The organism is Fibrobacter sp. UWH6, assembly GCF_900142465.1.
GTDB lineage: Bacteria > Fibrobacterota > Fibrobacteria > Fibrobacterales > Fibrobacteraceae > Fibrobacter.
On the sequence record NZ_FRAX01000010.1, the window covers coordinates 14577 to 27128 of the forward strand.

Genomic DNA, 12552 nt, shown 5'->3' on the forward strand with positions numbered 1-12552 from the left:
TCATTTTAAGCGTAATTTGGGCACTTCATGACAAAAGTATGACAAAACTACGGAAAAAATGACAAAATCTGTGAAAAACTTTTGCAAACCCTACACCAATCTATGACACTTCAACTAGAACATAGAGGTATCTTTGTAAACGTAAGAAACAATACAACAAACAAGAGGCTGATATGAATACAAATACACGTACAAGAAGCGAGAAGGACGCATACTTCCGTTATCTCGACGAGATTTCCAAATATCCGCTGCTTACCAAGGAACAGGAATACATTTTACTCCGTAAGATCCAGCAGCAGGGTAGCCGTTCTGCAATGGAAATGCTGGTCAATTCCAATCTCCGATTCGTTGTAAACATCGCCAATCTGTATAAGGGTCAGGGCGTTGACGTAATCGAACTGATTAACGAAGGTAATATGGGTTTGATGCACGCCGCCAAGCGTTTTGACCTTAGCACCAATCTTAAGTTTATCAGTTATGCCGTATGGTGGGTTCGTCAGAACATTGTACGCCACATCGCAGAAAACGGCCGCATCGTTCGCATCAGCGCTGAAAAGGAACTGGTAATTCGTAAGTTTTCAAAGCACGGAGGCACCCTCCGTCAGAATATCGGTGGAACACTATCCATTGACCCCAAGAGTCTTGAAGGTGTTTCCAAGTACAAGGCAGACTCTATTGAAAAGATCTTGATGATGGCTCAGCGTTCCTCCTCTCTCGACGCCCCCTTGAGCACCAATCAGGAACTCACCTTAGGCGACACCTTGTCTGATTCAGAAAACAAGGCTGACAACCTGGCCGCATATAGCTTTGTCAAGAAGCATATGGACAAGGCCATGAAGGACAACCTTTCCGAAGAAGAAATGCGAGTGATCAAGCTCTGCTTCGGCTTCGATCGGGACATCGAATACACCCTCAAGGATATCGGTCCCATGGTTGGTCTTTCTAAAGAAAGAGTTCGCCAGATCAAGAAGGCCGCCCTGGACAAGCTCCGCGGAGATTACAGGACTCACGACCTTCACGGCGCAGCCTAGTGAAACGCCACTTTTCTTACTGAAGTTTTTTCATCTCTCTCTCCTTAAATTAAAAACCGGCCTTACGGGGCCGGTTTTTCCGTTTTTCATACAACGACTTTCCTATGAAATTGTATTTTTTCGGTATGAAATTCTATATGCCGAACTTTCGCAATTTTTTCGTAGCTTCCCTTTCTGCACTTGCTCTTGCCAACGCAGCAGGTGACAAGCAGACACCCCCGGGTGATTTCTATGACGAAGTTTCCCGACTGAACAAGGTTCTTTCTGAAGTCAACCGCAAGTATGTCGAAGACGTGAACCCCACGGAACTGACGGACGCCGCCCTGGGTGGCATCCGCAACATCCTGGACCCCCATACTACGGTATTCAGCCCCAAGGACTACGAAAGCCTCAAGGTATCCATGGAAGGCAAGTTCGGCGGCGTAGGTATTACTATCAGCCTCCGCGACAACATTCTGACCGTGATTTCTCCGCTGTCTGGCACCCCGGCATTCCGTCTGGGCATCCGCGCAGGCGACCGCATCCGCAAAATTGACGGCAAGGACACCAAGGGTCTGACCCTGGATGACGCCGTCAGCAAGCTCCGCGGCAAGATCGGTACCGATGTGACCGTCTCTATTGAACGTGAAGGCGTTCCCGACCTGATGGATTTCACCATTACCCGTGCAGAAATCATTGTGCATGCAGTGCCCCATTACGGCATGGTGACCAAGGATATCGGCTATATCAAGTTGGCAACCTTTAGCGACAAGACCACCAGCGACGTGGAAAACGCCCTCCGCAGCCTGCAGAAACAGGGCATGAAGAAGGTGATTCTCGACATGCGCTACAACCCCGGTGGACTTTTGAACCAGGCTATCGAAATTAGCGAACTGTTCCTAAAGCAGGGCAATGTCATCGTAAGTACCCGCGGCCGTACCCAGCGTACCGAAAGCCGTGCCCGCAAAGACGGTATCATAAAGCAGGACATTCCCATGGTGGTCCTGGTAAACCAGGGTTCCGCCAGCGCAGCAGAAATTGTTTCTGGCGCACTGCAGGACTGGGACCGCGCTCTCATTATCGGTAAGACCTCCTTCGGTAAGGGTTCCGTACAGACCATCTTCCCGCTGGATAACCAGGGCAACGCCCTGAAGCTGACCACCGCATTCTACTACCTGCCTTTCGGACGTTGCATCAACAAGCCCGAAAACGGGATCAAGGGTCTGAAGTTGCAGGAAGCCGAATACGACGCCGAAGAATCCGGCGACGAGGCAAAGGTTGATTCCCTGAAAAAGGATACCGTAGCCCAGGATACCTTCTACACCAACAACGGCCGTATGATGTTCGGCAGCGGCGGCATCACTCCTGACGTTGAAGTTGAACTGGACCCCATGCCCTGGGTTGTTCAGGTTCAGGAAAGAATGTCTATGTACTTCAAGTTTGCTGTAAAGGCTCGCCCGGACCTGGAAAAGTCTGGCGCAAAGATCAGTGCAGAATGGGAAGTACCCGACAGCCTGTACCTGCAGTTCAAGGACTACTGCATGAAGGATACCAACTTCACGAAAATCAAGTCTAACGCACTTGTTGGCGTCGACCAGTTGGAAAAGAGCATTATCCGTGAACAGAACTACATGGGCGATTCCTCCAAGACCGTAACCGATTCCGTCTTGGCAGCCCGTCTGGCAGAAATGCGCACAGCCCTGGAAAACAACAGGAATGCCCAGTTCGACGAAAACAAGGATTATATCAAGGACGGCATCAAGCGTGAACTTCTGACTTCCTTCATTAACGATTCTGTAAGTACCGCATTCTCCCTGAAGCGCGACAAGCAGCTGAACGAAGCCATCAAGTATCTGAGCGACATGAGCCTTTACAACAAGGCTATCGCTCCGGCAAAAAAACAGCCCGCCAAGAAGCCCACCGCCGAAAAGGCCAAGGACTCCAAGAAGAAATAAGGACTGACCTTGATAAAGACAATGGACAGAGCCGCAGAAAGTCTGGGCAAATTCATCCGGAAATTTCTGTACACCGCCGTCGGTTATCTGCACTTCGTGTGGCAGATGTTTAAGAGTGTGCCTGGAGCCTTCAGCAACTTGCACACAACCGTAGAACAGATGCAGCATGTGGGTGTCACCAGTATCCCTGTGGTGGTGGCAGCCTCCCTTGCGACAGGAGCCATCATGTCTTGGCAGCTGGCTTACCAGTTCGCCGATATGATACCCCTGATGTTTGTGGGCATGGCCGTGGGAAAATCCGTGATGGTCGAGTTGTGTCCCATTCTTACAGCCATGGTGCTGGCAGGCCGAATCGGAGCCTCCATGTGTTCTGAGCTTGGCACTATGGCGGTCACGGAACAGCTTGATGCATACAAAGTATTAGGTCTCAGTCCCTATAAGTTCTTGCTGGCCCCCCGCCTGATTGCAACAGTCATCATGTTACCCACCCTGACGGTGTTGAGTATTTTTATCGGCATTATCGGCGGATACGAAGTCGCTCACCTGTACAAGGAAGTTTCTTTTTCCGTATTCTTCTACGGTGTTAGAATGTTCTACCAGGATTGGGACCTGATCGTGGGCTTGATCAAGGCCACTCTCTACGGATTCTTTATATCCAGTTACGCATGCTATTTCGGCTTTACCACCCATAGCGGCGCCGAAGGCGTAGGCAAGGCAACAAAGGCCACCGTGGTGGCAGGCATGACCAGTATTCTTATTGGTGGTTACGTGCTTTCACAGCTGTTGCTCCTGTAAAAATCAATGGCCGCATTTGAACAAAGACGACGGAAGAATGGAGTCTGCAAGAATGGTCCTGCAGACATTAGCGTTCTTCTGAAAATGGTTCTGGACAAGAGCAATATCACCGAAGATATGACCTTCAAGACACTGTCGGAAGGGTTCGAGAAAGTGGTCGGAACATTGCTTTTACCCCACGTAAAAATTGACCGTTTTAACAAGGGAATTTTGGTGCTAAAATGCGCCAACTCAGCCTGGAAACACGAGCTGTTCCTGCAAAAAAAAGCTATTATTGACAAGTGTAATTTACTGTTGGGCAAGCCTGCAGTGCGGGATGTCCGACTGATTTAGCCAGGTGGCTGAAATGCCATCTGCAAACGAGAAAAAGATGGCAGAAAATTTGGAAAATACAGAGAACGACGTTAAGGTCGATTCCATTGAAACAGTCAATCAGAACGTTTCTACCGAAGACCTGAAGAAGGCCGAAGAAGATTATAGCGGCTCCAACATTACCGTGTTGGAAGGTCTCGAAGCGGTGCGCGTGCGCCCGGCAATGTACATCGGTTCTACCGATATTCGCGGTTTGCATCACCTGGTGTGGGAAGTGGTGGACAACTCCGTGGACGAATCCCTGGCCGGATTCTGTAACCATATCGAAATTGCAATCCTTCCGGGTAACGGAATCCGCGTGACCGACAACGGCCGTGGCATTCCCACCGACATCCACCCCAAGGAAAAGGTGGGTACACTGGAAGTGGTGATGACCAAGCTCCATGCCGGTGGTAAGTTCGACAGCAATTCCTATAAGGTTTCTGCAGGTCTCCATGGCGTGGGTGTCAGCTGCGTTAACGCCCTTTCTACCAAGCTTGTGGCTACCGTTCGCCGTAAGGGCAAGGTAGTGACCCAGACCTTTAGCAAGGGTATTCCTTGCGGACCCCAGCAGGAAATCGGAACCTGCGCCGAAAACGAAACCGGAACCACCATCGAGTTCTATCCGGACGATACCATTTTCAGCGAAACCGTTTACGTTTACGACACCCTGGCTACCCGCTTCCGCGAACTGGCATTCTTGATGAGCGGCCTGCGCCTGACCTTGACCGACGAACGTACCGAAGAAAAGGTGAGTGAAACCTTCTGCTATCCGGGTGGCGTTTCTGAATTCGTGCGCTATGTGGATGAACACCGCACTCCGCTGTTCCAGGCCCCGATTCACCTGGTGCTCCCCGATGGCCAGTATCCTCTGGAAGTGGCCATGTGGTACAACGACGGCTATCAGGAAAACTTCTTTAGCTTCGTGAACAACGTGAACACCTACGATGGCGGTACCCACGTTACCGGTTTCAAGACCGCACTGACCCGCGTCATCAACAAGTTTGCCGCCGAAATGCCCAAGGGCAAGAAGGACATCCAGATTACCTCTGACGATATCCGCGAAGGTCTTACCGCCGTTATCGCCATCAAGGTTTCTCAGCCTCAGTTCGAAGGCCAGACCAAGCGTAAGCTGGGCAACTCCGAAATCACCAGCTATGTGGCAAGTGCATTCGGTGCCAAGCTGGAAGAATACTTCCAGGAAAATCCGGCTGCCGTGAGAGTCATTCTGGACAAGGTCTACAACGCAGCCCAGGCACGCGAAGCCGCCCATAAGGCTCGTAACCTGGCCCGCCGCAAGAACGTTCTTGAAAGTGGCGGACTTCCGGGTAAGCTGGCCGACTGCAGTAGCCGCGATCCCAAGGAATGCGAAATGTTCATTGTGGAAGGAGACTCTGCAGGTGGTTCTGCAAAGCAGGGCCGCAAGCGCGAATTCCAGGCCATCCTCCCCCTCCGCGGTAAGATCCTGAACGTAGAAAAGGCAAGCCTCCACCGCGTGCTGGACACCGAAGAAATCCAGAACCTGGTGAACGCCATCGGTTGCGGCCTCGGTTCTGAATGCAAGCTGGAAAAGCTCCGCTACCACAAGATCGTGATCATGACCGATGCTGATGTGGACGGCTCCCATATTCAGACTTTGCTGCTGACTTTCTTCTTCCGCTATATGCGTCCCCTTATCGACAACGGCCACGTGTTCCTGGCCATGCCTCCTCTGTACAAGCTGAAGGTGGGCCTCAAGGAGCAGTACCTGTTCGACGAAAACGCCAAGGAAGAAGCCATGGCCAAGCTGGAAGACAAGAAGAATGTCACCATCACCCGATTCAAAGGTCTTGGCGAAATGTCTGCTGAACAGCTTTTCGAAACCACCATGGATCCCGAAAAGCGCCTGCTGAAGCAGTGCTATGTGGAAGACGCCGTTGTGGCCGACCAGATCTTTAGCATGCTCATGGGCGAAGACGTGGAACCCCGCCGTAAGTTTATTGAAAATAATGCCTACAAGGTTCTTGACGAACTGGATGTTTAATCATGAATTCCAAGGATTCCCTTCAAAGTAAAGCTGATTTTCAGACCGTTCTAAACCAAGCCCGTGACCTCGTAAAGGACCAGCTCCAGCTGACGGAAGAGGTCATCATGGACGTGGCAAGGAAAGCCCCCGCAGGCATTTCTGAACGTTTGGTATCTCTGTTCCAGCGCAAGGGCAAACGCATTCGTTCTACCCTGCTTTGCCTGATTGCCCAGAGCGGCAGCGTAAAGCCCAACGCCGACCGCGTTGCACACGCTTGCGCAGGCATTGAATTGCTGCACCTGGCAAGCCTGGTCCACGACGATATTATCGACGGAACAGACATCCGCCGCGGTCAGAAGACAGCCCACAAGGAATGGGGAACTCAGGTTGCCGTTCTCATTGGCGACTACGTTCTTTCCCAGGCCATGCGTTGCGTCATCAACGAAGAATCCCGAGACGTGCCCGTGATTCTTTCTAACGCAGCCGACAAGCTGATTGCAGGTGAAATTCTCGAGCTGGACTATTCCGGCAATACCCACCTGTCCTTTGAAAAGTATGACGAAATCATCGATGGCAAGACCGCTGCCCTGATTGACGCAGCAGCCCGTATTGGCGGCATCCTGGCCGGCTTCGATGCAGAAAACGCAGACAAGTGCGCCCAGATGGGTAGCCATTTCGGCATCGCCTTCCAGATCGTGGATGACTTGCTGGACTACGGCTTTGGCAGCCAGAACCTGGACAAGGCCAAGTTCACCGACCTTGGCAACGGCCTGATTACCCTGCCCCTGCTGTACTACTTTGACGGATGCTCCGCAGCCGACCGCAACGAGATGGAAAGTCTCATCGCCAAGGCTTCCGAGGCTGGCGTTCCCGAAAAGATTATCGCCAAGCTGAACGAAAAGGAAGCATTCAAGAAGGCCAAGGTCTGCGCTCAGGACCACCTGGAAAAGGCTCTTGAAATTGCAAACCAGCTTCCGGCAAGCAATTTCACCGACGAAATCGTTGCCATGTTCGCCTCCATGAGCGATCGCGGAAACTGACTCTGCGGCAAGGCAATTCTCTATCAAACAAAAAAAACGACCGTTGTAGCGGACGTTTTTTTATTTCCCAGCTAGCGCTTGGGATTATGCGGTTCCCTATTTTTTTCTTGTCCAGATGGCCATGAACACAAGCACAGACAGGAAGCACATGGCAATGATAATCCAGAATGCCAGGTCGCTACCTCCGGTGGCATCGCCGTTCATGCCGAAGGGCAGGCGCACGTTCATGCCGAACAAGCTGGCGAAGAACGTCGGGAGGGAAATAGAAATGGTCACGATGGTCAGGTTCTTCATCAGCGTGTTCACGTTGTTGCTGATGACGCTAGCGCGGGCATCCATCATGGACGTCAAAATGTTGGCGTAGATGTTTGCCTGCTGCAGGCTCTGGCCGTTTTCAATCTGGATGTCTTCCAGCAATTCACGTTCGGCTTCGGTCCAGTTGAGGCTGCGGCCCATCTGGAGCTTGCGGAGCAGGGTATCGTTACTGTTCAGGGCGCTGACGTAGTAGATCAAGCCCTTGTTCAGGCTGAACATGGAAAGCAGGTACTTGTTTTCCATGGCGGTACGGAGCTTCTGTTCCAGTTCGTCGTTGATGCGATTGATGATCTTCAAGTGTTCGTTGAAGTGGTAAATCGCATAGCTAAGAACCTTAAGCACGAAAGTGTTCAGGCTGTCGATCTTGGAAAAACGCTTTTCGTCGGTAATGGGAATGTCGGAGTCCGTCAGGAGCAACACCCAGTCCTTGAAAATGAAGATACCGAAAGATTCTACGCGGAACTGGAAATTATCGGCCGCAGAATAGTTCTTGGGCTTCTTAAACACGATGGTGGTAAAGTCATCATCGTATTCTATACGGGAAAGTTCGTCGGAGTCGAATGCAGACGCAATGGTATGTTCCGTGATTTCGTATTCCTTAACCAGCACGCTTCGCTGTTCCTGGCTAAGAGAACCCATCATGACGATGTCTGCCACTTCTTCGTTCGGGGCACTAGCGAGGCGCCCTGATTCGATTTTATAGTACTTCTTGAGCATAGCGCCCCCTTGATCGAACGGACCCAAAAATAGAAAAATATGTAAAAGCAAAAAGGCCCGGAGCAAGTCCGAGCCTAAAAAATCTGATTTTTTTACCAGGCCTTTACAAAGCCTAAGCTGCTATTACACACCGGTCTTGAAGCGCTTGGAGTACCAGAGCACGAAGGGAGAGCAAATGCAGACAGAGGAGTAGGTACCGATGAAGATACCGAAGACCATCACCATACCGAAGTCGCGGATGGAGGAACCGCCCATGATAGCGAGAACCAAGCAGACGAAGAGGGTGGTGAGAGAGGTAATCACGGTACGGCTGAAGCACTGGTTGATAGAGCTGTTGAGAGTCTTGTCGAAGCCAGTGAGGCCATGGATGGCGGCGTTTTCACGAACACGGTCGAACACCACGATGGTATCGTTAACGGAGTAACCGATCATGGTGAGGAGAGATGCGATGAGAGCACCGTCGAAGGAAAGGCCGAAGAGGGAGATGAAGCCCAAGGTAATGAGGGAGTCGTGGACGAGGCCGACCACAGCACCGATACCGAAGCCAAGACCCAGCTTACCGAAGCGGAACCACACATAGAGACCGATGGCGATCCATGCGAGGATGATGGCCATGATAGCGTCGTTACGAAGTTCCTTACCGATGGTAGGACCAACGTTGTCCTTAGCCACAATTTCAACCTTCTGGTTTGCAGCTTCGAAGGCCTGAGCCATCTTGACTTCAAACTGAGCGTCTTCAGAAGCGCGCATGCTGATCTGGTAGGAGTTAGCGGAGGTACCACCCAGAGAGCGAACCTTTGCACCCTTGATACCAGCATCGGCGAGAGCCTTGTTCAGGTCGCCTTCATGCTTATCGGCATCCTGATACTGGACGGTATAAACCTGACCACCAGTGAAGTCGATGCTGAAGTCGAAGCCCTTAACAGCGATAGAGGCGATACTGACCACGATCATGATGATGGAGACCAGCTTGAACTTACCGCGGTTGGGAACAACAGGCAGGTTAGCGTTGTTGAGGAACTTGAAGCCGCCACCGATAGAGAGGGTGGTTGCGTCCTGCTTAGCAAGCTTCCAGTCGAACACGGCGCGGGTAACAGTAAGAGCGCAGAAGAGAGAAGTAATAATACCGATCATCAAGGTAAGACCGAAACCCTTCACGGAACCGGTACCGATCTTGTAAAGGATCAAGGCGGTAAGCACGGTGGTCAGGTTGGAGTCGAAAATGGCGCTGAATGCACGTTCGTAACCCTTGGCGACAGCGGCGCGGGCAGTGAGGCCGCCCTTGATTTCTTCGCGGATACGTTCGTAAATAATGACGTTTGCGTCGAGAGACATACCAAGCACCAGGATGAAGCCAGCGATGCCCGGGAGAGTCAGGGTAGCGTTAAACACAGACATAACGGCTGCGGTAACCAAAGTATTGATGATCATACCCAGGCTTGCGATGAAACCACCGAGGCGGTAGTAGCCGATCATGAACACGAGGCAGAGGATAAGGCCGACAGCGCCAGAACCGAAGCCCTGAACGATGTTTTCTTCACCGAGGGTAGCACCGACGCTACGAGATTCGATGATGTTCATGGGAGCCTTGAGAGCACCGGCACGGAGCACGACAGACAGACGGTTTGCTTCAGCCATGTCGTCGAGGCCAGTAATCTGAGCTTCGCCATTGGGGATACGGTCGCGGATCACCGGAGCGGAAATCACCTGGTTGTCGAGAACGATAGCCATCTGCTTGCCGATGTTTGCAGCAGTTACAGCGGAGAACTTCTTGGGGCCGATGCCACCGAACTTGAGGCTAACGGCAACTTCGCCGGCGCTGACACCATCGCTAACGCGGTGCGGCTGAGCGTCAACAACATCGTCACCGGACATTTCGGCGCGACGCTTCAGGAGGTAAAGACGCTTGGCCTTGATCTGGGAGCCGCGCTGGACAGGTTCCAGACCGCTACCGAAGGCAAAGTTCACGTCACGGGGAATCAGCTTCTGAACGCCTTCAGTAGCGAGAAGCTTCTTGACCTTTTCAACACTTTCTTCGGCGATGAAACCACCGTTGCCGAAGTTCATGTAGTAAGCGGAAAGAGCAGTGCCGACTTCGCTTGCCGGTTCAGCCTTGGCAGTTTCTGCAGTTTCTGCTGCGGGAGCGGCTTCAGCAACCTGAGTGTTACCGAGAAGTTCGTCATCGGAGAGAGCCTTGGTGGTGTCCTTAGCGGAATCCTTGGCTGCGGCGGCGGTAGTGTCGACGGTTGCGGCAGAGTCTGCAGCGATGTCAGTAGTCTGACGGGTCAGGTACTGGTCGATGAGCAGAACGACCTGCTGGAACTTTTCAGCTTCGGCCAGAATCTTGAATTCCAGCTTTGCGGTGGAACCCACGAGAGCCTTAGCGGTGGAGTCATCCACACCTGCCAGTTCAACCACGATACGGTCGTCGCCGCTGGGAGAAATCTGAGGTTCAGAAAGACCGTACTGGTCAACGCGGTTACGAATGATTTCCAGGGACTGTTCCTGAACGTCCTTGATATCTTCGTTCTTGATACCGGACTTCTCGATTTCGAGAGTAATGGCGGTACCACCAGCGAGGTCCAAACCGAAGTTGATGGACTTTGCACCCAGCTTCGGATTTTCCTTAAGGAAGGTCTTTTTCTCATCACCCGACTTGGAGTGAACCTGAATAGAAGGCCATACAGTGTAGGCCGAAAGAATAATGACGAGGAGAATGATGAATTCTCGCATGCCGAATTTGTTCTTGTTCATTTGTAATCCCTTAATAAGGTACTAAACGCTTAGTTGGGCGCAAAGATAGCAAAACTCGGGGAAGAACCGTCCTGGGCTCCGTAGACTTTCAGCTCCAAAACGTTCTTTTTCCCATTTTCTTCATAAAATCTGCGGATCTCGAATGCATTTTCCCCTATTTTTATAGAAAAATCGCCTTTTCTGAGGGCAACGTTCGATTTTCGGAGTTCGATCAGCTCTTTTATATATGGGTAAGCAGGATGTTTCCGCAAACTTTCAAGGGAATCCCAGGGGATGGTCCGCCTATTGTCGGGGTCCTTACCGCCCTTAAGACCCAATTCCTCACCATAATATATACAGGGGGCTCCCGGCATAAAGAATAGCAGGGTCAGGGCCAAGCGCACCCGTGCCCCGTCGGAACAAGGCAGGGACTGCAAACGGATCGTATCGTGACTCCCCAGCAAGTTCATGGGAATGTCGCCGGCAGGAGTCTCCCCCTCATCGCTCCCGTACCATCGGGTTTTGGGGAAGGCCTCTTCCAGACGTCGGCAGAACTCCTCGGTACTGATGGGATTTTCGTCAAAGAGGTAAGCCAGCACCGCCTTACGGAACATATAGTTCATGACGCCGTCAAACTGGTCGCCCATCAGCCAGCGGGAAGGCTCATCCCAGATTTCGCCTACGATATAGGCCTCGGGATTGATTGCCTTGATGCGGCGACGGAATTCCTGCCAGAAACTGTCGTCATTGATTTCGTTAGGCACATCCAGGCGCCACCCGTCGATTCCTCGTTTCATCCAGAACTCGCCTACGCTCATCAGGTATTCGCGGACCTCGGGATTGTCGGTATTGAACTTCGGCAGGGCCGGAAAATTCCACCAGCATTCGTAATTGGCTTTTTTTGAGTAAGCCTTCAGGGGCCATTTCTTTATATGGAACCAGTCCACATAAGGGGAATTGCGCCCCAATTCCAGCAGACTGTTAAACTGGAAAAAACCGCGGGAACAGTGATTGAACACGCCATCCAGAATTACACGAAGTCCTAGCTTGTGGGCCTTGGCGACAAGACGGTCGAAATCCTTAAGAGTCCCGAGCACCGGATCAATTTCAAAATAATCCACCGTATGGTAACGATGATTCGAATTGCTCTTGAATATGGGACAAAGGTAAATCGCATTGAAGCCCATGTCGGCGATATACTTCAGGCGGTCTTCAATACCGGCCAGATTGCCACCGAACATATTTTCGCGGGTAGGCCTGGCGTTCCAATCTACGAACTTGCCGGCAGCCTTGTAGCGTTCGGAACGACAGAATCGATCCGGGAAAATCTGGTAAAATATCGAATCTTTCACCCAAGCGGGAGCAAAATCTTTCATAGCAGTGAAGAGTGAACAGTGAATAGTGAAGAGTGAACAATTATGAGTTGATAAATTAGGCGTCTCCGGCACGATTATCAACCTCAAAGGAGCCGCAGGCTCCGACCTCATACCTGATACCTCATACCTCATTATATCTAATAAAAAAACGGCCCCAAAGCACAGCTTTGAGAACCATTTTTCAGACTTTTCGGTGGAGTTCCAAGGTTAATGAACACTTAGGACTTTAGTCCTTAGTGAGAATTATCCACTCTG

Annotated in this window: 9 protein-coding genes; 6 read left to right on the forward strand and 3 right to left on the reverse strand. The window is 51.4% G+C overall.

Annotated elements, in window-relative coordinates:
• The first annotated feature begins 173 nt into the window (after positions 1–173).
• The 6 genes from BUB73_RS09550 (at position 174) to BUB73_RS09575 (ending at position 7156) form a co-directional block, all read left to right on the forward strand.
• Positions 174–1031, forward strand: coding sequence for a sigma-70 family RNA polymerase sigma factor (locus BUB73_RS09550; RefSeq protein WP_073158896.1), 858 nt, complete (start codon positions 174–176; stop codon positions 1029–1031).
• A 104-nt stretch (positions 1032–1135) separates the two neighbouring features.
• Positions 1136–2965, forward strand: coding sequence for a S41 family peptidase (locus BUB73_RS09555; protein WP_254794891.1), 1830 nt, complete (start codon positions 1136–1138; stop codon positions 2963–2965).
• Positions 2966–2986: 21 nt separating this feature from the next.
• Entirely contained in the window at positions 2987–3760 is a 774-nt protein-coding gene (locus BUB73_RS09560; RefSeq protein ID WP_249269457.1) for an MlaE family ABC transporter permease, read from the forward strand.
• Positions 3761–3766: 6 nt separating this feature from the next.
• The gene (locus tag BUB73_RS09565) at positions 3767–4093 is read left to right on the forward strand and encodes a DciA family protein (RefSeq protein WP_073158890.1); all 327 of its coding nucleotides are present in this window, start codon (positions 3767–3769) and stop codon (positions 4091–4093) included.
• 37 nt (positions 4094–4130) lie between these two features.
• The gene (gyrB, locus tag BUB73_RS09570; RefSeq protein ID WP_083538106.1) at positions 4131–6134 is read left to right on the forward strand and encodes a DNA topoisomerase (ATP-hydrolyzing) subunit B; all 2004 of its coding nucleotides are present in this window, start codon (positions 4131–4133) and stop codon (positions 6132–6134) included.
• A 2-nt stretch (positions 6135–6136) separates the two neighbouring features.
• Positions 6137–7156, forward strand: a complete 1020-nt coding sequence (locus BUB73_RS09575; RefSeq protein ID WP_073285299.1) for a polyprenyl synthetase family protein — start codon at positions 6137–6139, stop codon at positions 7154–7156.
• Between the two features lie 96 nt (positions 7157–7252).
• On the opposite strand, the gene BUB73_RS09580 is transcribed toward BUB73_RS09575, so the two are convergent.
• From BUB73_RS09580 to BUB73_RS09590, 3 genes are all read right to left on the reverse strand, one after another.
• The gene (locus tag BUB73_RS09580; protein WP_073234543.1) at positions 7253–8188 is read right to left on the reverse strand and encodes a magnesium transporter CorA family protein; all 936 of its coding nucleotides are present in this window, start codon (positions 8186–8188) and stop codon (positions 7253–7255) included.
• Positions 8189–8311: 123 nt separating this feature from the next.
• Positions 8312–10942, reverse strand: coding sequence for a protein translocase subunit SecDF (locus tag BUB73_RS09585; RefSeq protein WP_073158884.1), 2631 nt, complete (start codon positions 10940–10942; stop codon positions 8312–8314).
• A 29-nt stretch (positions 10943–10971) separates the two neighbouring features.
• Positions 10972–12297 (reverse strand): glycoside hydrolase family 13 protein, encoded by a 1326-nt coding sequence (locus BUB73_RS09590; RefSeq protein ID WP_083539728.1) that lies wholly within the window; start codon positions 12295–12297, stop codon positions 10972–10974.
• Between the last annotated feature and the right edge of the window lie 255 nt (positions 12298–12552).

What these genes read in the sequence shown, in the direction of transcription:
- BUB73_RS09550 (WP_073158896.1), top strand. Translation starts at nt 174, where the DNA reads ATGAATACAAATACACGTACAAGAAGCGAGAAGGACGCATACTTCCGT.
- BUB73_RS09555 (WP_254794891.1), top strand. Translation starts at nt 1,136, where the DNA reads ATGAAATTGTATTTTTTCGGTATGAAATTCTATATGCCGAACTTTCGC.
- BUB73_RS09560 (WP_249269457.1), top strand. Translation starts at nt 2,987, where the DNA reads ATGGACAGAGCCGCAGAAAGTCTGGGCAAATTCATCCGGAAATTTCTG.
- BUB73_RS09565 (WP_073158890.1), top strand. Translation starts at nt 3,767, where the DNA reads ATGGCCGCATTTGAACAAAGACGACGGAAGAATGGAGTCTGCAAGAAT.
- gyrB (WP_083538106.1), top strand. Translation starts at nt 4,131, where the DNA reads ATGGCAGAAAATTTGGAAAATACAGAGAACGACGTTAAGGTCGATTCC.
- BUB73_RS09575 (WP_073285299.1), top strand. Translation starts at nt 6,137, where the DNA reads ATGAATTCCAAGGATTCCCTTCAAAGTAAAGCTGATTTTCAGACCGTT.
- BUB73_RS09580 (WP_073234543.1), bottom strand. Translation starts at nt 8,188, where the DNA reads ATGCTCAAGAAGTACTATAAAATCGAATCAGGGCGCCTCGCTAGTGCC.
- BUB73_RS09585 (WP_073158884.1), bottom strand. Translation starts at nt 10,942, where the DNA reads ATGAACAAGAACAAATTCGGCATGCGAGAATTCATCATTCTCCTCGTC.
- BUB73_RS09590 (WP_083539728.1), bottom strand. Translation starts at nt 12,297, where the DNA reads ATGAAAGATTTTGCTCCCGCTTGGGTGAAAGATTCGATATTTTACCAG.